Annotated in this window: 16 protein-coding genes; 5 read left to right on the top strand and 11 right to left on the bottom strand. The window is 72.4% G+C overall.

The features are described from left to right. Positions 1 to 5: 5 nt before the first annotated feature. On the bottom strand, positions 6 to 2,483 hold the full coding sequence (gene pcrA, locus ACIPUC_RS27195; protein ID WP_446592797.1) for a DNA helicase PcrA: 2,478 nt from the start codon (positions 2,481 to 2,483) through the stop codon (positions 6 to 8). A gap of 12 nt (positions 2,484 to 2,495) precedes the next feature. Continuing rightward, positions 2,496 to 2,837 carry an ArsR/SmtB family transcription factor gene (locus ACIPUC_RS27190; protein ID WP_446592796.1) on the bottom strand — a complete coding sequence of 114 codons (342 nt, stop codon included), beginning with the start codon at positions 2,835 to 2,837 and terminating at the stop codon, positions 2,496 to 2,498. Positions 2,838 to 2,939: 102 nt separating this feature from the next. Between ACIPUC_RS27190 and ACIPUC_RS27185 the strand changes: the two genes are divergently transcribed. Then, complete coding sequence (locus tag ACIPUC_RS27185; protein WP_446592795.1) at positions 2,940 to 3,293, top strand: hypothetical protein; 354 nt, start codon at positions 2,940 to 2,942, stop codon at positions 3,291 to 3,293. A 128-nt stretch (positions 3,294 to 3,421) separates the two neighbouring features. Continuing rightward, positions 3,422 to 4,477 (top strand): NlpC/P60 family protein, encoded by a 1,056-nt coding sequence (locus ACIPUC_RS27180; protein ID WP_446592794.1) that lies wholly within the window; start codon positions 3,422 to 3,424, stop codon positions 4,475 to 4,477. Between the two features lie 18 nt (positions 4,478 to 4,495). Here the strand turns inward: ACIPUC_RS27180 and ACIPUC_RS27175 are convergent, their stop codons facing one another. The 3 genes from ACIPUC_RS27175 to ACIPUC_RS27165 form a co-directional block, all read right to left on the bottom strand. Further along, positions 4,496 to 5,599 carry an alpha/beta hydrolase gene (locus tag ACIPUC_RS27175; RefSeq protein WP_446592793.1) on the bottom strand — a complete coding sequence of 368 codons (1,104 nt, stop codon included), beginning with the start codon at positions 5,597 to 5,599 and terminating at the stop codon, positions 4,496 to 4,498. 87 nt (positions 5,600 to 5,686) lie between these two features. Continuing rightward, positions 5,687 to 6,379, bottom strand: a complete 693-nt coding sequence (locus ACIPUC_RS27170) for a LuxR C-terminal-related transcriptional regulator (protein ID WP_446592792.1) — start codon at positions 6,377 to 6,379, stop codon at positions 5,687 to 5,689. Next, positions 6,376 to 7,671 (bottom strand): ATP-binding protein, encoded by a 1,296-nt coding sequence (locus tag ACIPUC_RS27165; RefSeq protein WP_446592791.1) that lies wholly within the window; start codon positions 7,669 to 7,671, stop codon positions 6,376 to 6,378. The genes ACIPUC_RS27170 and ACIPUC_RS27165 overlap by 4 nt, the downstream gene beginning before the upstream one ends. A gap of 131 nt (positions 7,672 to 7,802) precedes the next feature. Between ACIPUC_RS27165 and ACIPUC_RS27160 the strand changes: the two genes are divergently transcribed. Together ACIPUC_RS27160 and ACIPUC_RS27155 are read left to right on the top strand one after the other, a co-directional pair. Beyond that, positions 7,803 to 9,107, top strand: a complete 1,305-nt coding sequence (locus ACIPUC_RS27160) for a PspC domain-containing protein (protein ID WP_446592790.1) — start codon at positions 7,803 to 7,805, stop codon at positions 9,105 to 9,107. Beyond that, positions 9,094 to 9,336: a hypothetical protein gene (locus ACIPUC_RS27155; protein WP_446592789.1), complete on the top strand. Its 243-nt coding sequence runs from the start codon at positions 9,094 to 9,096 to the stop codon at positions 9,334 to 9,336. The genes ACIPUC_RS27160 and ACIPUC_RS27155 overlap by 14 nt, the downstream gene beginning before the upstream one ends. Here the strand turns inward: ACIPUC_RS27155 and ACIPUC_RS27150 are convergent. The 4 genes from ACIPUC_RS27150 to guaA all read right to left on the bottom strand — a co-directional run bounded on the left by ACIPUC_RS27150 (position 9,264) and on the right by guaA (position 13,652). Then, positions 9,264 to 9,791: a DoxX family protein gene (locus tag ACIPUC_RS27150; protein ID WP_446592788.1), complete on the bottom strand. Its 528-nt coding sequence runs from the start codon at positions 9,789 to 9,791 to the stop codon at positions 9,264 to 9,266. The genes ACIPUC_RS27155 and ACIPUC_RS27150 overlap by 73 nt on opposite strands. A gap of 18 nt (positions 9,792 to 9,809) precedes the next feature. After that, positions 9,810 to 11,066, bottom strand: coding sequence for a hypothetical protein (locus ACIPUC_RS27145; RefSeq protein WP_446592787.1), 1,257 nt, complete (start codon positions 11,064 to 11,066; stop codon positions 9,810 to 9,812). A 102-nt stretch (positions 11,067 to 11,168) separates the two neighbouring features. Then, positions 11,169 to 11,942 carry a class II aldolase/adducin family protein gene (locus ACIPUC_RS27140; protein ID WP_446592786.1) on the bottom strand — a complete coding sequence of 258 codons (774 nt, stop codon included), beginning with the start codon at positions 11,940 to 11,942 and terminating at the stop codon, positions 11,169 to 11,171. A 123-nt stretch (positions 11,943 to 12,065) separates the two neighbouring features. Next, a complete protein-coding gene (gene guaA, locus ACIPUC_RS27135; protein ID WP_446592785.1) occupies positions 12,066 to 13,652 on the bottom strand; it encodes a glutamine-hydrolyzing GMP synthase in 1,587 nt (528 codons plus the stop codon). Between the two features lie 300 nt (positions 13,653 to 13,952). On the opposite strand from guaA, the gene ACIPUC_RS27130 reads away from it, so the two are divergent. Continuing rightward, a complete protein-coding gene (locus tag ACIPUC_RS27130) occupies positions 13,953 to 14,216 on the top strand; it encodes a chorismate mutase (RefSeq protein WP_446592784.1) in 264 nt (87 codons plus the stop codon). Between the two features lie 535 nt (positions 14,217 to 14,751). Here ACIPUC_RS27130 and ACIPUC_RS27125 read toward each other — a convergent pair. Next, positions 14,752 to 16,566, bottom strand: a complete 1,815-nt coding sequence (locus tag ACIPUC_RS27125; protein ID WP_446592783.1) for a GMC oxidoreductase — start codon at positions 16,564 to 16,566, stop codon at positions 14,752 to 14,754. Between the two features lie 10 nt (positions 16,567 to 16,576). Continuing rightward, positions 16,577 to 18,205: a succinic semialdehyde dehydrogenase gene (locus ACIPUC_RS27120; RefSeq protein WP_446592781.1), complete on the bottom strand. Its 1,629-nt coding sequence runs from the start codon at positions 18,203 to 18,205 to the stop codon at positions 16,577 to 16,579. Positions 18,206 to 18,242: the final 37 nt, after the last annotated feature.

Genomic DNA, 18,242 nt, shown 5'->3' with positions numbered 1-18,242 from the left:
CGTCATCACAGCTTCTGCACCGGCGCGTAGCGCAGGAGCAGCCGCTTCGGCTTGTCGTCTCCGAAGTCGACGGTGGCCTGCGCGTCCGCGCCCGCTCCCTTGACCTCCATGACGGTGCCGAGTCCGAACTGGTCGTGCGTCACCCGGTCCCCGACCACCAGCGCGACCACCGGCTTGTCGGCGGCCCGGCGCGTCGCGAACCCGGACGGGCCCGACTTCGTGCGCGACGAGGACAGGAACGCCTCCGGCGAGGTGCCGAACGACGCCTTCCCGCCCCCGGAGCCCCGGATCGGGCCGGCGGGCTTCTGGGCCGCGCCCGTGCGCTTCCACTGCAGGTACTCCGCCGGGATCTCCTCGAGGAACCGCGAGGGCGGGTTGTACGAGGGCGTTCCCCAGGCGCTGCGCATCGAGGACCGGGTCAGGTAGAGCCGCTCGCGGGCACGCGTGATGCCGACGTACGCGAGGCGCCGCTCCTCCTCCAGCTCCTTGGTCTGGCCCAGCGACCGCATGTGCGGGAAGACCCCGTCCTCCATGCCGGTCAGGAAGACCACCGGGAACTCCAGGCCCTTGGCGGTGTGCAGGGTCATGAGCGTGATGACGCCCGTGCCCTCCGTGTCCTCGTCCGGGATCTGGTCGGAGTCGGCCACCAGGGCGACCTGCTCCAGGAACTCGGCCAGCGTGCCCGGATTGTCGTCGTCCCGGGCCTGCTCGAACTCCAGGGCGACCGCCGCCAGTTCCTGGAGGTTCTCGATCCGCGTCTCGTCCTGCGGGTCGGTCGACGCCTGGAGCTCGGCCAGGTAGCCCGTACGCTCCAGCACCGCCTCCAGCACCACCGCGGGGCCCGCGCCCGAGTCGACGATCGTGCGGAGCTCTTCCATCAGCACGTTGAACCGCTTCACCGCGTTCGTCGACCGCGCGGCCATGCCGAAGGCCTCGTCCACGCGCCGCAGCGCCTGCGGGAAAGTGATCTTCTCGCGCATCGCGAGCGCGTCGATCATCGCCTCGGCGCGGTCGCCGATGCCGCGCTTGGGCACGTTCAGGATGCGGCGGAGCGGGACGTTGTCCTCGGGGTTCGCCAGCACGCGCAGGTACGCGAGGACGTCGCGGACCTCCTTGCGCTCGTAGAAGCGCACGCCGCCGACGACCTTGTAGGGCAGCCCGACCCGGATGAAGATCTCCTCGAACACACGGGACTGCGCGTTGGTCCGGTAGAAGATCGCGACGTCGCCGGCCTTCGCCTCGCCCGCGTCCGTCAGCCGGTCGATCTCGTCGGCGACGAACTGCGCCTCGTCGTGCTCGGTGTCCGCGACGTAGCCGGTGATGACCGCGCCCGTACCGGCCTCGGTCCACAGGTTCTTGGCGCGGCGGTTCTCGTTGCGCTCGATGACCGCGTTGGCGGCGGAGAGGATCGTCTGCGTGGAGCGGTAGTTCTGCTCGAGCAGGATCGTCGTCGCGTCCTTGTAGTCCTCCTCGAACTGGAGGATGTTGCGGATGGTCGCGCCGCGGAAGGCGTAGATCGACTGGTCGGCGTCACCCACCACGCACAGCTCGGCCGGGGGCAGGTCCGGATAGCCGGTGCCGACCAGCTCGCGCACGAGCGTGTACTGGGCGTGGTTGGTGTCCTGGTACTCGTCGACCAGGACGTGGCGGAAGCGGCGCCGGTAGTGCTCGGCGACGTCCGGGAACGCCTGGAGCAGGTGGACCGTGGTCATGATGATGTCGTCGAAGTCGAGCGCGTTGGCCTCGCGCAGCCGCCCCTGGTACATGGCGTACGCCTGGGCCAGCGTCTTCTCGAACCCGTCCACCGCCTGGTCGGCGAAGGCTTCCTCGTCGATCAGCTCGTTCTTCAGGTTCGAGACCTTGGCGTTGAAGGCCTTGGGCGGGAACTTCTTCGGGTCCAGGTCCAGGTCGCGGCAGACGAGCGCCATCAGGCGCTTCGAGTCGGCCGCGTCGTAGATCGAGAACGAGGACGTGAAGCCGAGCCGCTTCGACTCGCGGCGCAGGATGCGGACGCACGCGCTGTGGAAGGTGGAGACCCACATGGCGTTGGCGCGCGGGCCGACCAGGCCCTCCACGCGCTCCTTCATCTCGCCGGCGGCCTTGTTGGTGAAGGTGATCGCCAGGATCTGGCCCGGGTGGACGCTCCGCGCGGACAGCAGGTGTCCGATGCGGTGGGTCAGCACCCGGGTCTTGCCGGAGCCGGCGCCGGCGACGATGAGCAGCGGCGAGCCCGCGTGCACCACCGCGGCGCGCTGCTGCTCGTTCAGCCCGTCCAGGAGCGCCGCCGGGTCGATGACGGGCTTGGGGGCGCCGTCCCGGTAGTACGCGTCCGCGGGCCCTCCACTGCCGAAGGGCATGTCGAACCTGCCGCCGAAGAGGTCGTCCGACCCCGGCTCCGGGGCGGCGTGGTCCTCGGGCGGCGGCGGGACCTCGTCGGAAGGGGTGAGGTCCGCCAGGAAACTGTCGTCAAAGAGGCTGCTCATCGCATTCCGAGTCTAGGGGGCGGGACCGACAGCCGGTCCCGGGCCCGGAAAATCGCCGACGGCCAGGGTCAGCAGTCCCGGGAAGCGCTGCTCCAGGTCCTCGCGGCGCAGGGTCAGGAAGAGTTTGCGTCCCTCGGGGCGCTGGCAGATCACCCCGGCCTCGCGCAGCGTGCGCAGGTGGTGGGTGACGGTGGAGCGGGGGAGCCCGGTGGCCACGGCGCCGCAGAAGACCTCCGTCTCGGAGCCGGCGAGGGTCCGGACGATCTCCAGCCGGACGGGGTGGCCGAGGGCCGCCAGGACCTCGACGAGTTCGATCCGGGAGGCGTCGGGGTGGTGGAGTTCTTCGGCGGCCATGGACCAACTGTACGCAAAAGCCGTACGGACGGTGTCCGGCCGTACGGGAGCCCCGCGCACCCGCCCTCCGGGCCGCGGCCGCCCGCCCGTACGCTCGACGCCATGGACGTACTCATCAATGTCTTCGTCGGCCTGCACATCATCGGGATCGCCTCGCTGCTCGGCGGCTTCCTGACCCAGATGAAGGCGATGAGCGCGGGCACCGCCCGGTTCGTGCCCGCGATGCTGCACGGCGCGCTCACCATGCTCGTCACCGGCGTGCTCCTGGTCGGCTTCAACGAGATGGACGGCACGGCCGTCAACAACGTCAAGGTCGGCGTGAAGCTGGCGCTCCTCTTCGTGATCCTCGCCCTCGTCTACGTCAAGCGCGACGAGGAGCGCGTGGAGAAGGCCCTGTTCGGCGCGGTGGGCGGTCTGACCGTGGCAAATATCTTCATCGCCGTCCTCTGGAGCTGATCCGCAACGGTCCCGGGCGGCCAACCGCGGTCGCATCAGACCACTTACGATCATCCCGTCATCTGCCCGTTACCTCCGGGTCTAGCGTCCTCCTCCAAGCACCGAGAGAGGAAGGACGTGAGGCCCTCGTGGCCAGTCATCGAAAGCCCAGGCAGCGCCCGCTTTCCGGCGGCACCGTACGGACCGCCGCCACCCTCGCGCTCGCGGGCGCTGCCACCGCCACCGCCTTCGAAGGCACCTCCCAGGCCGATCCGCGCCCCACGCCCGCCCAGGTCGAGGCCGAGGTGGACCGGCTCTACGAGGAGGCCGGGGCCGCGACCGAGCGGTACAACGGGGCCCGGCAGAAGGCCGACGAGGCCGAGCGGGCGCTGACGGGCCTGCGCGACGAGACCGCCCGCAAGACCGACCAGCTCAATACCGCCCGGGGCACGCTCGGTTCACTCGCCGCCACCCAGTACCGCAGGGGCTCCCTGGGGACCGCCGTACAGCTCGCCCTGGCGGCCGACCCGCAGGAGTACCTCTCCCAGGCCTCCTTCATCTCGCGCGCCGGGGACCGGAACGCCGTCGGCATCAGCACCGTGCGCCGCCGGCTCGACGAGGTCGGCAAGCTGAAGGAGCAGGCCGCCGGGCGGCTCGCCGACCTCCGTGCGCAGCGGGACGAACTCGCCGAGCACAAGGCCGAGATCGAGGGCAAGCTGACCACCGCCAAGCAGCTGCTCGCCAAGCTGACCGCCGAGCAGCGCGCCGCGTACGAGGCCCGCTCGGGCGGCGCGGCCCCCGCGGCCTCCGCGGCCCGCCCGCAGACCGCGCCCCCGCCGCCCGCTCCCTCGGACGGGTCGCGGGCCGCACGGGCCGTGTCCTTCGCGCACGGGGCGATCGGGAAGCCGTACGTCTGGGGCTCGACGGGCCCGGGCTCCTTCGACTGCTCGGGCCTGACCCAGGCGGCCTGGCGCGCGGCCGGGGTCTCGCTCCCCCGCACCACCTACACCCAGATCAACGCGGGCCGGCGCGTCTCCCGCGACCAGCTGGCCCCCGGCGACCTGGTGTTCTTCTACTCCGGGGTCACCCACGTCGGCCTGTACATCGGCAACGGCCAGATGATCCACGCACCGCGTCCGGGGTCGACGGTCCGGGTGGCCCCGATCGACTCGATGCCGTGGGCGGGCGCCTCCCGCCCTGCGTAGCCGCGCAGCCGCGCAGCGCTACGGCGCCTTGACCGTCTTGCTCAGCCAGTCGAATGTCTGGGGCAGCTGCTTCGACCACGAGTCGAGGTTGTGCCCGCCGGTCACCTTCTCGGCGTGCACGGTGGTCGGGCTCTTCGCGATCGCCTTGAGGTCCGTTCCCGACAGGTAGCCGTCGTGCTCGGCCCCCGACATCCACAGCGAGACGGCCGGCGGGGTGGGCGCGGTCTGGAGCACGTGCTTCAGGTTGTGGGTGCGGCGCAGTTCCGGATCCTGGGCGACCAGCGAGGAGGGCTCCTGGCCCGGGTCGTTGTAGCCGGACAGCGAGACGGCCGCGCTGTAGCGGTCGGGGTGGTTGATCGCCAGCTTGGCGGCGCAGTACGCCCCGGCCGAGTATCCGGCCACGCCCCAGGTGCGGGCCTCCGGCGAGACCCGGAAGTTGTCGGTGACCATCTTGCGGACGTCGACGCTGAACCAGCTGTCGGCGTTGACCTTGCCGGGGATGTTGGCGCAGCCGGTGTCGGCGTTGCCCAGCAGCATGGCGCGCGGCGAGACCAGGATGAACGGCTGCACCTTGCCGCTCTTCATCAGCGGTTCGAGGACCTCGTGCGCCTTGAGCCCCTGGAACCAGGACTTGCCCGTCCCCGGTATGCCCGGGATCAGCTCGACCACGGGGAACTTCTTGTCCTTGTAGGCCGGGTCGTCGTACTGGGGCGGCAGCCACACCATGACGTCGCCCTTGACCCCGGAGATCTTGCCGTCGAGCTCTGTCTGCTGGACGCGGCCGCCGAGGCCTTCGACGGGCCGGAACTCCTGGCGCACCTTCGGCGCGGCCTCGGCCTTCTTCCCGCCGAGCCCGTCCGGCCCGAGGTCGGGGGCGGCGGTGACGTACGTGCCGGTGCCGAGCAGGTCGCCCCAGGAGGCGTAGAAGTTCATGTCCCGGTTGACCGCGACGAACACCAGCGCGATGGCGGTGACCTGGGCGAACACCACCATCAGGGCGCGGGTCGCGGCGCGTACGACGGCAGGGCCGCGCACCTTGCTCCACACGGCCAGCGGCAGGACGACGGCGATCACGGTCAGGGCGACCACCGTCACGAAGAGGGGGGTCCCCGTCAGGCTCATCACGGCAACGTAGAGGGCGGCGCGGCCCGTCCCGGTTGCCCGGGCGGGCTGCGGCGTGGATCACATCCGGTCACAGCACTGGACGGCCTAGACCAGCCGCCGGGCCGTCGCCCAGCGGGTCAGCTCGTGCCGGTTGGAGAGCTGGAGCTTCCTGAGTACGGCCGAGACGTGCGACTCCACCGTCTTGACCGAGATGAAGAGCTGCTTGGCGATCTCCTTGTACGCGTACCCGCGCGCGATGAGCCGCAGCACCTCGCGCTCGCGCTGGGTCAGCCGGTCCAGGTCCTCGTCGACCGGCGGCGCGTCCGTGGAGGCGAAGGCGTCGAGCACGAAGCCCGCCAGCCGCGGCGAGAACACCGCGTCGCCCTCCTGCACCCGGAAGATCGAGTCGACCAGGTCGGTGCCGGTGATGGTCTTGGTGACGTAGCCGCGCGCACCGCCCCGGATGACCCCGATGACGTCCTCCGCCGCGTCCGACACCGACAGGGCCAGGAACCGCACCTGGTGCTCGGCCGCCGCCATCAGCGGGGCGCAGCGCCGCAGCACCTCGACCCCGCCGCCGCCGGGCAGGTGCACGTCCAGCAGGACGACCTCGGGCCGGGTGGCGGTGATGACGGTGACGGCCTGGTCCACGTCGGCGGCCTCGCCGACGACCTCGACCCCGGTCCGCTCGGTCTCGCCGATCTCGGCCTGTACGCCGGTGCGGAACATCCGGTGGTCGTCGACGAGCACCACCCGGACCCGCCTGCCGGTCTGCGTCGCCGCGTTGTCCTCGGTCATGCTGCGTTCGCCGCCCTCTCCATCTCCAGCTCGACTTCCGTGCCGCCGTCGGGCGCCGACCGCAGCCGTGCGGTCCCGCCGTTGCGCTGCATCCGGCCGATGATCGATTCTCGTACGCCCATCCGGTCGTCCGGTACCGCGTCGATGTCGAAGCCCGGTCCCCGGTCCCGTACGGACACGAACACCGTCTGCCCCTCCACCTCCGCGTACACCTGAACCGCCCCGCCCTCGCCACCGTACTTGGCGGCGTTGACCATCGCCTCGCGGGCGGCCTGGATCTGCGCCGCCAGGCGCTCGTCGAGCGGGCAGTCCCCGACGACCACGACCTCGATGGGGACGCCGTGGTGGTCCTCCACCTCGGCGGCGGTCTTCTTCACGGCCTCGGCGAGGGTGACCGGTTCCTCCGCCTCGTCCTTGCCGGTGCCCTCGGGCTTGTACAGCCAGTTCCGCAGCTCCCGCTCCTGCGCCCGCGCGAGGCGGCGCACCTCCCCGACGTCCTCGGCGTTGCGCTGGATCAGGGTCAGGGTGTGCAGCACCGAGTCGTGCACGTGGGCGGCGACCTCGGCGCGCTCCTGGGCGCGGATGCGCATCAGGCGCTCCTCGGAGAGGTCCTGGGTCATCCGGATCAGCCAGGGTCCGGCGAGCAGCGCGACGCCGACGAGGACGGCGAGGGTGGCGGTGAGCACGTTGCCGAGCTGGGCCGCGGAGCCGCGTACGACGATGAAGACCGTCAGGCCGACGCCGACGAGGGCGACCCCGGCGAGCGCCCGGGCCGCCTGCAGCAGCCGCCCGTGCCGTCCGGCGGCCTCGGTCCAGTGCGCCCGGCGGGCGTTGTCGGCCTGCCGCCATACGAGGACCACACCGGCGCCGACCAGCAGCGTCGGCCACACGTACCGGCCCGAGGCGCCGCCGACCTGGACCTGGGAGATGAAGATGCCCGCGCCGATGCACAGCGCGATCAGCGCGGTGATCTGCCCCTTGTCGGGTTTGCGCAGGCGGCGCGTGCCGTCGGGCAGGGTCTCGAAGTAGGAGCGGTGCCCGCTGCGGCCGCCGACGCCCAGCGGTACGAACACCCAGAACGCGGCGTACAGCAGCACGCCGAGGCCGTCGCCCCACATGAACAGGCCGAGGAAGGCCAGCCGGACCCAGATCACCGGCAGCCCGAGGTGCCCGGCGAGACCCCGCGCGACGCCGCCGAGCATCCGGCCGTCGGCGCTGCGGTAGAGCTTGCGCGCCGGCACTTCGTCGATGTCGGGTGCGAGCGGGGTACGGGGAGCGGCGGCTGCGGGCATGCCACCAAGGGTCACACGCGGGGGCAGGGCCGGGCATCAGGGCTGCCCCCCACTTCAGCCCGGGGGATATCAGGGTTGTGCCAGGGTCGGGCCCGGTGCCGCGGGCCGCCGCGGCCCGTCACCATGGACCCATGACCGAAGTACACGATGCCCCGGCCGCGGAGCCCGGGGCGCACCGGCCTCCCGACGCCCGGCCCGCCCTGCGCCGCAGCAAGCGCGACAAGGTCCTCGCGGGCGTGTGCGGCGGCCTGGGCCGGTACTTCGACCTGGACCCGGTGGTGTTCCGGATCGTGCTGGGCGTCCTCGCCGTCACCGGCGGGGTCGGCCTGATCTTCTACGGCTTCGCGTGGCTGCTGCTCCCCCAGGAGGGCGAGGAGGACAGCGAGGCGAAGAAGATGCTGACCGGCCGCGTCGAGGGCGCCACCCTCGCCGCGGTGTTCGCCGCGCTGGTGGGCTGCGCGCTGTTCCTGTCGATGCTGGACAACGGCGTGCTCGCGGTCTTCTCCGTGCTGGTCGTCCTGGCGCTGGGCGGGGCCTCGTACTGGTCGCAGCGGCGGCGGACCGCCGTGCCGGTGGAGGCCGAGGCCCCCGCGCCGGCGGAGACGAAGGCCCCGCCTGAGACGAAGGCCCCGCCCGCCCCGGGCGGCCCGTCGTGGTGGCGGGACCCGCTGGTCAAGGACGGGACCACCGGCCCGGTCGGCGCCACGGGGTACCTGTGGGGCCCCGCCGACTCGGCCGCCCCGGCGGAGCCCGGCGCCGCGCCGGCCGCGGCCGCGAAGGCGCCGGCCGCCCCGGTCCGGCCGCGCGGCGGCATCGGCGGCCGGGTCTTCGTCCTGGCGCTGATCGCCGGGTTCGCCGCGGCGGGCGCCGACTGGGAGGGCAACCCGCTGGGCGAGGCCCTGCAGACCGGGCTGGCCGCCGCACTGGCCGTCTTCGGCCTGGGCCTCGCGGTCAGCTCCCTGCTGGGGCGCACCGGCTTCGGCACGATCGTGCTGGCCCTGCTGACCTCGGGGCTGCTCGCGGTCGCCGCCGTACTGCCCCGGGAGATCGGCACGGACTGGCGGGAGGTCGACTGGCGTCCGGCCGCGGTGGCCGACGTACGGCCCGTGTACGAGGCGGGGACCGGGCTCGCCACCTTGGACCTGAGCCGCCTGGACGTCCCCAAGGGCACCACCCTGGCCGTCGGGGCCTCCGTGGACGCGGGGCGGCTCAAGGTGATCGTGCCCCGGGAGGTGACGGCCGAGGCCGATGTGACCATCCGGTTGGGCGACATCCAGATGCCCGGGGAAACCGGCGAGGACGTACGGGTCCGCGGCGGCGGCGAGCACCGGCGGACGACCCTGTCGCCCCCCGCCGGCACCGAGGCCGGCGGGACGATCAAGCTGCACCTGAACGCGGGTGTGGGACAGGTGGAGGTGGCCCGTGCGGCGTCATGAGTTCCAGCCGGGACGGCTGATCGCGGGCCTGGCCCTGCTGGTGGCGGGCGTGCTGTACCTGCTCGACAGCAGCGGCGAGGCCGACGTGCCCTGGTTCCTGGTCATCCCGCTCACGGTGGGCGGGCTCTCGCTCGCCGCGCTGACCGGGATGGTGACCTACGCCGTGCGGCGCGACCGGCGCGACCGGCCCGACCGCCGCGACCCGATCAGCGCGTCCAGGGACCAGTAGGGCGCCCCGGCGATGATCAACGGGGTCCAGGCCATCAGGTAGATCAGGTCGTTGCCGTAGTAGTACGGGCTCACCGCCCACGACACGGTGAGCCACAGGCTGAGCGAGATCAGCGCTCCGCCGACGGCCGCGACACGGGTCAGCAGGCCGGCCAGCGTCCCGAGGCCGACGAGGATCTCCCCGATGGCCAGGGCGACGGCGAAGCCGACGGGGGCCTCCAGGGCCGCGTCCACCATGGCCGGGATCGCGGAGGTGTCGCGCACCCCCGCCATCAGCTCCCCGATGGAGCCGGCGCCGGAGGCGGACAGGAACGCCGAGTCGGTCAGCTTGTCCAGGCCCGCGTAGACGAAGGTCACGCCGAGGAAGATCCGCAGGGGCAGCAGTGCGTAGCCGGCCGCTCGTTCCTTCAGCGGGGAGGCTGCGGACGCGTCTGTCGAGACATCAGTTCGGGTCACGCCCCATGTCTACCCCGATCACTCGGCCACGTCGATGATGCAGCGGTTGGATTCCACCCCTGCGGCGGTCACCACCTGGATGTCGATCCGCCCCGGTTCCACCTCGGCCGGCACCGGCACGGTCAGCACGGTGTCGGAGGGATTGGTGAACCCGCCCGGCACCGGGACCAGCGGCACGTGCACGTGCACCGCCCCGATGCGCACCACCAGCCGGGCCAGCATCTCCGGCGTCTGCGCCCCGGGCGGCACGAAGCCCACTCCCCGGATCTCGATGTCGTCCCCGGGGCGGACGGCCGCGTCCAGATCCCCGGGCTCCCGTCTGCGCACCACCGACAGCACCAGCGGGCGGGTGCCCTCCGCGTACTTGGCCGCCAGGTACACGGCGGCCGACAGGGCCACCAGCAGGGCCAGGGCCCACGGCAGCTGCGGCAGCCGGTCCGGGAAGCGGGCCAGCGACACCGCCGCGTAGCCCAGCACCACCGTGGAGACGAGAACGTACTGCGCGTCCGGGAAGCTGCCGCGCCCCGCGTCGTCCGTCAGCAGGTCCACGCCGCGCGGACGGTCGGCGGGCAGCTTCTGCAACCGCTGGCCCATGATCCGTACGGAGACCACGCGGCGCACCACCACGGCCACCACCGAGGTCAGCGAGACCACCGCCAGCAGCGGCAGCGCCCGGTCCAGCGCCAGCCCCGCGTACAGGGCCTGGCGCTCCGGGCCGGGAGCCGAGGCCGCCAGCCGCAGCGCGGGCAACAGCCCGGCGAAGGCCGTCAGCACCACCCAGGCGCTCGGCACCGACTTGGAGGTCGACAGCCGGTTGTCCTCGCCGACCAGCGGGGCCAGCAGCCCGCCGCGCACCGACTGGGCGCGGGCCCCGACGGTGAGCAGCCCGGCCAGGACCAGGGCCGCCAGCAGCCCTGCGGTGCGGGCCGTGGACCAGCCGGTGCCGAGCGCGGTGCCGACCTGGACGAGGAGCAGCACCCCGGCGGCGATCCACACGGCGAGCACGGCCCGCCGGGAGAACAGGTACAGCCAGGAGTTGCCGGCCTCCCGGCCCCGGTCGGCGACGGTGCGCGCCGACAGGGTCAGCTCGTCGGAGACCCACTGCCGGGACGCTCCGAGGGAGTGGGCCACGGCGGCCGGAAGCCCCTGCCCGGCGGCGAACTCGTCGCGCTTCTCCAGGAAGGCCGCCACGGCGCGGCGGTGCCCTTCCCGTGCGCAGTCGTCGCATGCGCAGGCCGCGGTGTGCGTACCCCGGGACATCTCTTGGACAGCCACGTGCGTGCCGCCTCTCTGAACTACGGTGCAATGCCAGCGAATTGTGCACCACTGCGGCAGTGTTCCGGATTGCGCACGATGTCAGAGCAGGTGATTAACGGTTCATGATGTTGACGCCACCGGCGTGTCACGGTTGTGGAGCAGGGGCTGACAGCTCACCCAGGCGGCCAGATCGGACCCGAACCGCTCGCGCGTGGCGAGCGCGCTGCGGTGGTCGATCAGCACCGGCTTCCCGGCCGCCCGCGCGATCAGCTGCACCTGCGCGGCCCGCTCCGCCGCGATGAACCACCAGACCGCGGCGTCCACCGAGTCCCCGACCGTCAGCAGCCCCCGGTTGCGCAGGATCAGCGCCTTGTACGGGCCCAGCGCGCGCCCGATCCGGCTCGCGTCCTCGGCTCCGGCGAACTCGTCGAGCAGCGCGTGGTCCTCGTAGAAGGCGCAGGCCTCCTGCGAGATCGGCGCCAGCAGCTCGCCGAGACTGGCGAGCGCCCTGCCGTACGGGGCCTGCGTGCGCACGACGGCCACCACCCCGGGCCGATCCCGGTGCACGGCGGCGTGCACCGCGAAGGCCAGCTCGTTGACCCGGCGCTCCCCCTGCAGGACCCGCCCGTCGCCGTCCACGAGCAGCAGGTCGGCGGGGGTCAGCCCGGTGAAGGCCCGCCCGAAGGGGTTGACCCAGTAGCAGTCCTCGAACTCCGGGTCCCGCGCGCTGACGTGCCCGGACACCCCGTCCTCGTACCCGAGCCTCCCCAGCAGCCGCAGGGCCCCGGCCAGCCGCTCCTTGCGGTGCGCCCGCTCGTCGGCCGGGTCCGGGTGCACGGGGGGCATCTCGAAGCCCAGCCGTTCCACGGGTACGGGTACGGGCTGATCCGGCATGGGGCCTCCTCCGACGGCTCGGGTCGCGGCGCAAGGTACCGGCGCCCCCGCGAACTGGCCAGAGAAACGGCGAAGCCGCCGCTCCGGAGGGAGCGGCGGCTTCGTCGCGCATGCGGGTGGGGACTACTCCCACTCGATGGTGCCCGGGGGCTTGCTCGTGCAGTCCAGGACCACGCGGTTCACGTCCGGGACCTCGTTGGTGATGCGGGTGGAGATCCGCGCGAGCACCTCGTACGGCATGCGCGTCCAGTCCGCGGTCATCGCGTCCTCGGAGGAGACGGGGCGCAGCACGATCGGGTGGCCGTAGGTACGGCCGTCGCCCTGCACGCCGACGCTGCGGACGTCCGCGAGCAGCACGACCGGGCACTGCCAGATCTCGCGGTCCAGGCCGGCCGCGGTGAGCTCGTGGCGGGCGATGGCGTCGGCCTCGCGCAGCAGGTCCAGGCGGTCCTTGGTGACCTCGCCGACGATGCGGATGCCGAGGCCGGGGCCGGGGAAGGGCTGGCGGTGGACGATCTCGTCCGGCAGGCCCAGCTCCTGGCCGACCATCCGGACCTCGTCCTTGAACAGCTGGCGCAGCGGCTCGACGAGCTCGAACTCGATGTCGTCGGGGAGCCCGCCCACGTTGTGGTGGGACTTGATGTTCGCGGTGCCGGTGCCGCCGCCGGACTCGACGACGTCCGGGTACAGGGTGCCCTGCACGAGGAAGGCGACCGCGGGGCCGTCCTCCTGGAGGATCTCCAGCTGCGCCTGCTCGAACACGCGGATGAACTCGCGGCCGATGATCTTGCGCTTGGTCTCCGGGTCGGAGACGCCGGCCAGCGCGTTCAGGAAGCGCTCCTGTGCGTCGACGACCTTCAGCTGCACGCCGGTGGCGGCGACGAAGTCCTTCTCGACCTGCTCGGTCTCGCCCTTGCGCATCAGACCGTGGTCGACGTACACGCAGGTCAGCTGCGAGCCGATGGCCTTCTGCACGAGGGCCGCGGCCACGGCGGAGTCCACGCCGCCGGAGAGGCCGCAGATGGCGCGCTTGTCGCCGACCTGCTCGCGGATGGCCGCGATCTGCTCCTCGACGATGTTGCCGGTGGTCCAGGTCGGGGACAGGCCCGCACCCCGGTAGAGGAAGTGCTCCAGCACCTGCTGGCCGTGCGTGGAGTGCATCACCTCGGGGTGGTACTGCACGCCGTACAGCTTCTTCTCGTCGTTCTCGAAGGCCGCGACCGGGACGACGTCGGTCGACGCGGTGACGCTGAAGCCCTCGGGGGCGGCGGAGCAGGCGTCGCCGTGGGACATCCACACCGACTGCTGCTCGGGGGTGCCCTCGAAGAGGGTGGAGCCGGCCTTGGAGACGGCCAGCCCGGTGCGGCCGTACTCGCGGGCCCCGGTGTTGTCGACCGTGCCGCCGAGGGCGGTCGCCATCAGCTGGAAGCCGTAGCACATGCCGAAGACGGGGACGCCGGCCTCGAACAGCGAACGGTCGAGCTGCGGGGCGCCCTCCTCGTACACGGAGGACGGACCGCCGGAGAGGATGATCGCCTTGGGGTTCTTGGCCAGCATCTCGTCGACGGGCATCGAGCTCGGCACGATCTCGCTGTAGACCCGTGCCTCGCGGACGCGGCGGGCGATGAGCTGGGCGTACTGGGCGCCGAAGTCGACGACGAGAACCGTGTCCGGGGCGCTGTCGTGGGCGGCGGAGGGTGCTTCTGGCACGGGACGGCCTTCCGGCGGAAGAGGTGGCTGTTTTGTCGATTCTAACGGGGCACCCGCACCCCTCTTCGTCTCACCATCCGAACCGGCTTGGCCCGGAGGGGGACGGACGGCAATAATTCCTGCCATGCGCAAGCAGCTGAGCTTCCTCTTTACCTATGGCACCGGCCGGTCCGGTCGCCATGGGTCCTCGTGATGCTCGCTTGAGCCGCTGAACTTCCCAGAGCGCCCCGGTCCGACAGGACCGGGGCGCTCTCGCGTTCCGCGGGCCTGGCGGACCCCACCCGACAGGAGACGAAGACCATGACCACGATCACCACCGCCCCCGAGCAGCTCATCGCCGGATCCCGCGAGCGCATCGACGCCATCGACGACCGAATCATCGGCCTGATCCAGGAGCGCATGGCCGTCTCGACGGTCATCCAGGAGGCGCGGATCTCCTCCGGCGGCCGGCGGGTGCACCTGTCCCGCGAGATGGAGGTGCTCTCGCACTGGAGCGACGCCCTCGGAAAGCCCGGCACCGCCCTCGCCATGACCCTGCTGGAGCTGTGCCGGGGGCGCGTGTGACGGCTGTTCGTCACCCGTACGGACCGTGACCGCCCCCGGGGCCCTTCGTTGGTGTGGTTGTCCGCGCCAGCCAGGCGCGGGACCGCACCACCACGCGTGGCTCCGCCGGAGCGATGAGACGCACTCCCCGTGGGGTGTGCGTCGTGGGACCTCGCTCCCTCGCGTGACCGGACGGCAGGGGACAGCAGCCCGGTCACCCCACAAGGACGGCCGGCCCGGGGGACGCCCCGGGCCGGCCGTTCTTCTGTCTTCGGTGCCTGCGTCGCTACGCGCGCCCAGTGGCCCCGCGGCGGAACGCCAGGAACACCGCGCCACCGGCGGCCGCCAGGCCGGCTGCCGCCGGCAGGGAGATGCGCTTTCTCATCCACCCGTTGACCACCGGCGACGCATGATCGCGGTTGCACACTTCGCTGTGTGATCGACACCACAGCCCGGGGTAGCGGATTCCGGTACAACCATCCGTGGCGACCACCTGTCACTCATGTACCGCGGTGGGTACCGCGCTCGGAGGGGGAGCGCGGTACCGACCCGGTCGTCAGGCCTGGTCCACGACCTTCGGCGGGATCTCCGGGACCGCCAGGAACGGCAGCCGCAGCGCGCCGAAGGCCTCCTTCGGAACCGCCGGACGGACCGGTTCCACCGCCGCGAGGCGTACGTAGCCCGCGCCCTGCTCCGGCCGCGGGTCCTGCTCGCCCTTGTTCGGCCAGTACGACATCGCCCGCTCGGCCTGCGCCGTGATCGTCAGCGACGGGTTGACGCCGAGGTTCGCCGAGACCGCCGAGCCGTCCACCACCGAGATGCCCGGGTGCCCGTAGAGCCGGTGGTAGGGGTCCACCACGCCCTCCTCGGGCGAGGCGCCGATCGGGCAGCCGCCGAGGAAGTGCGCGGTCAGCGGGGTGCCCATCAGTTCGCCGATGTTGCTGCCGGGGAAGCCGTTGATCTCCTCGGCAAGCAGCGTTGCGGCCCGGGTGGCCTCCGCGATCTGGACCGGGTTCGGGGCGCCGTGGCCCTGGCGGGCGGTCAGCAGGCCCTTCCCGATCCCGCCGGGCTTGCGGTAGGTCGTCAGGGAGTTGTCCAGCGACTGCATGACGAGGCCGATGATCGTCCGCTCCGACCAGCGCCGGTTGGAGAGCGAGCGGGCCAGCTGCACCGGGTGCCTCGCGGTGCGGGCGATCCAGGCGCGGACCCGGTGCTTGGCGAAGGGCACCTGGAGGACGGTCATGAACCCCATGGCGTTGGAGCCCTTGCCGTAGCGCACGGGCTCGATGTGGGTGTCGGCGTTGGGGTGCACCGACGAGGTGATCGCCACGCCCCGGGTGAAGTCGGCGCGCTGCGCCGTGCCGGGGCCCGCGCCGTGCCGTTTGCGGTAGCGGCGGTCGTCGGTCTGCGCGCCGACCAGGCCCTCGGAGTTGGTCCGGGTCAGATCGCCGAGCCGGTCGGAGATCCCCGGCAGCTCGCCCCGGTCCTTCATCGTGTGCAGCAGGGTCTGGGTGCCGTAGGTGCCCGCCGCGACGACCACGTACCGGGCGCGCAGCACCTTCGCCTTTCCCTTGCGGCGGGCGTCGGTGGGGACCGTACGGACCCGGTAGCCGCCCTCGGGGTGTTCGGAGAGCGCGGTGACCGTGGTCATGGGGTGGATGACGGCCCCGGCGCGCTCGGCGAGGTGCAGGTAGTTCTCGTTCAGGGTGTTCTTCGCGCCGTGCCGGCAGCCGGTCATGCACTCGCCGCATTCGGTGCAGGCCTTGCGGGCGGGGCCGGCGCCGCCGAAGTACGGGTCGGCGACCTCCTCCCCGGGCCGGGCCTTCGGCTGACCGTCGGCATCGTCCCCGTCGCCGAAGAAGACGCCGACCGGGGCCATGTGGAAGGAGTCCGCGACGCCCATCTTCTCGGCGGCCGCCTTGAGGTGGACGTCGGAGGGGGTCATGGTCGGGTTGAGGCGCACGCCGAGCATCCGCTTGGCCTGGTCGTAGTACGGGGCCAGTTCGGCCCGCCAGTCGGTGATGGACGCCCACTGCCGGTCCTCGAAGAAGGCGGTGGGCGGCACGTACAGGGTGTTGGCGTAGTTGAGCGAGCCGCCGCCCACGCCGGCGCCCGCGAGCACCATCACGTTGCCGAGCAGGTGGATCCGCTGGATCCCGTACAGCCCGAGGGCCGGGGCCCACAGGTAGTTCCGCAGGTCCCAGCTGTTCTTGGGCAGGCTCTCGCGGGTGAAGCGGCGCCCGGCCTCCAGGACGCCGACGCGGTAGCCCTTCTCGGTGAGGCGCAGGGCGGAGACCGACCCGCCGAAACCCGATCCGATGACGATGGCGTCGTAGTCGTACGACTCGGACGCAGACTCAGACTCAGACACGTGCTGCCCCTTAGCGGAGTCGGAGGGCCTTCATGACCTGGAGGCTGCGGGTCATGAACGCCGCGTACTTCTCGTCGTCCATGCCCAGCGAGGGCGCCATCGGGAGCAGCCGCTGGTGGGCGACGGTCTGGGCCTCGGTGTACTTGAGGATGCCCTCGGAGCCGTGGCGGCGGCCGAGGCCGGAGTCCTTCATGCCGCCCATGGGCGCCTGGGCGCTGCCGTAGGCCGGGGCGTAGCCCTCGTTGATGTTGACGGTGCCGGTGCGCAGGCGGGCGGCGACGGCGTGGCCGCGGCGGGCGTCCTTGGTCCAGACGCTGGAGTTGAGGCCGTAGGCGGTGCCGTTGGCCTCGGCGACCGCCTGGTCCTCGTCGGTGAAGCGGTAGATCGAGACGACCGGGCCGAAGGTCTCCTCGCCGCACACCGCCATGGGCGCCTCGACGCCGTCGAGGATGGTGGGCTCGTAGAAGAGCGGGCCGATGTCGGGGCGGGCGGTGCCGCCCGCGACGAGGGTGGCGCCCTTGGCGACGGCCTCGTCCACGTGCCGCTGTACGGTCTCCAGCTGGCGCTCGCCGACCAGCGAGCCCATGTCGGCGCCGTACGCGAGGGAGCTGCCCAGGCGCATGGCCTTGGTGCGGGCGGCGAACCGCTCGACGAACGCGTCGGCGATCGAGGCGTGGACGTAGAGCCGCTCGATGGAGATGCACAGCTGGCCGGCGGAGGAGAAGCAGGCGCGGACGGCGCCCGCGGCGGCCTTCTCGATGTCGGCGTCGTGCAGGACGAGCATGGCGTTCTTGCCGCCGAGTTCGAGGGAGACCCCGACGAGGCGGTCGGCCGCGCCCCGGGCGACTTCGCGGCCGGTGCGGGTGGAGCCGGTGAAGGAGACGTAGTCGGCGTGCCGGACCACCTCGGGGCCGACGACGGGGCCCTCGCCGAGGACGATCTGGAAGACCTCGGCGGGCAGTCCGGCCTCGATGAGCAGGTCGCGGGCCCACAGGGCGGTCAGCGCGGTCTCCGTGTCGGGCTTCATGACCAGCGCGTTGCCCGCGACGAAGGCGGGAAGGGCGTCGCCGACGGAGAGTTCGAGCGGGTAGTTCCAGGGGGCGATCTGGCCGACGACCCCGCGCGGCTGGCGAAGTTCGGTGACCTTGGTGAGGGTGGGCATGGCGCCCGTGTGGCCCTTGGGGCGCAGGTACGCCGGGGCCTTGCGGCCGTAGTGGCGGGCGGCGACGGCGACCGCCTGGACCTCTTCGTGGGCGTGCAGGCGGGCCTTGCCGGTCTCCAGCTGGATGAGGTCGAGGACCTCGGCCTGCCGGGCGAGCACCAGGTCGTGGAAGCGCAGCAGGACGGCGGCCCGCTTGCGCACGGGGACGGCGGCCCAGGCGGGCTGGGCGGCGCGGGCCCGGGCGAAGGCCTCGGCCACGTCCTCGGGGGTGGCCTCGGGCAGTTCCGCCAGCCGGTCCCCGGTGAAGGGGGTGTGGTTGGCGGTGCGGCCGGAGCCGATCACCCCGCGGGTGAGGCGGACGACCAGATCGGGGGTCACCACGTCGCCGGCGGTGCGGGCGCCGGCCGGGGCCGGGGCGACCGGGTTGGTGGGGGCCGGTGCGGTGCGGAGGGGGGCCGGGGCCTGCGAGTCCGTCATGGCGGTGAGCGTATTGCGCCCGGCAGGCTTTGGGTAC

The sequence above is a fragment of the Streptomyces sp. LARHCF249 genome, from assembly GCF_052871255.1.
The sequence above is the reverse complement of the archived record's forward strand: the minus strand, read 5'-3'. Positions and strand labels throughout refer to the sequence as shown.

Excerpts from the sequence above, each read along its gene's own strand:
- pcrA (WP_446592797.1), bottom strand. The coding sequence starts at position 2,483 with ATGAGCAGCCTCTTTGACGACAGTTTCCTGGCGGACCTCACCCCTTCC.
- ACIPUC_RS27190 (WP_446592796.1), bottom strand. The coding sequence starts at position 2,837 with ATGGCCGCCGAAGAACTCCACCACCCCGACGCCTCCCGGATCGAACTC.
- ACIPUC_RS27185 (WP_446592795.1), top strand. The coding sequence starts at position 2,940 with ATGGACGTACTCATCAATGTCTTCGTCGGCCTGCACATCATCGGGATC.
- ACIPUC_RS27175 (WP_446592793.1), bottom strand. The coding sequence starts at position 5,599 with ATGAGCCTGACGGGGACCCCCCTCTTCGTGACGGTGGTCGCCCTGACC.
- ACIPUC_RS27170 (WP_446592792.1), bottom strand. The coding sequence starts at position 6,379 with ATGACCGAGGACAACGCGGCGACGCAGACCGGCAGGCGGGTCCGGGTG.
- ACIPUC_RS27165 (WP_446592791.1), bottom strand. The coding sequence starts at position 7,671 with ATGCCCGCAGCCGCCGCTCCCCGTACCCCGCTCGCACCCGACATCGAC.
- ACIPUC_RS27160 (WP_446592790.1), top strand. The coding sequence starts at position 7,803 with ATGACCGAAGTACACGATGCCCCGGCCGCGGAGCCCGGGGCGCACCGG.
- ACIPUC_RS27140 (WP_446592786.1), bottom strand. The coding sequence starts at position 11,942 with ATGCCGGATCAGCCCGTACCCGTACCCGTGGAACGGCTGGGCTTCGAG.
- ACIPUC_RS27130 (WP_446592784.1), top strand. The coding sequence starts at position 13,953 with ATGACCACGATCACCACCGCCCCCGAGCAGCTCATCGCCGGATCCCGC.
- ACIPUC_RS27120 (WP_446592781.1), bottom strand. The coding sequence starts at position 18,205 with ATGACGGACTCGCAGGCCCCGGCCCCCCTCCGCACCGCACCGGCCCCC.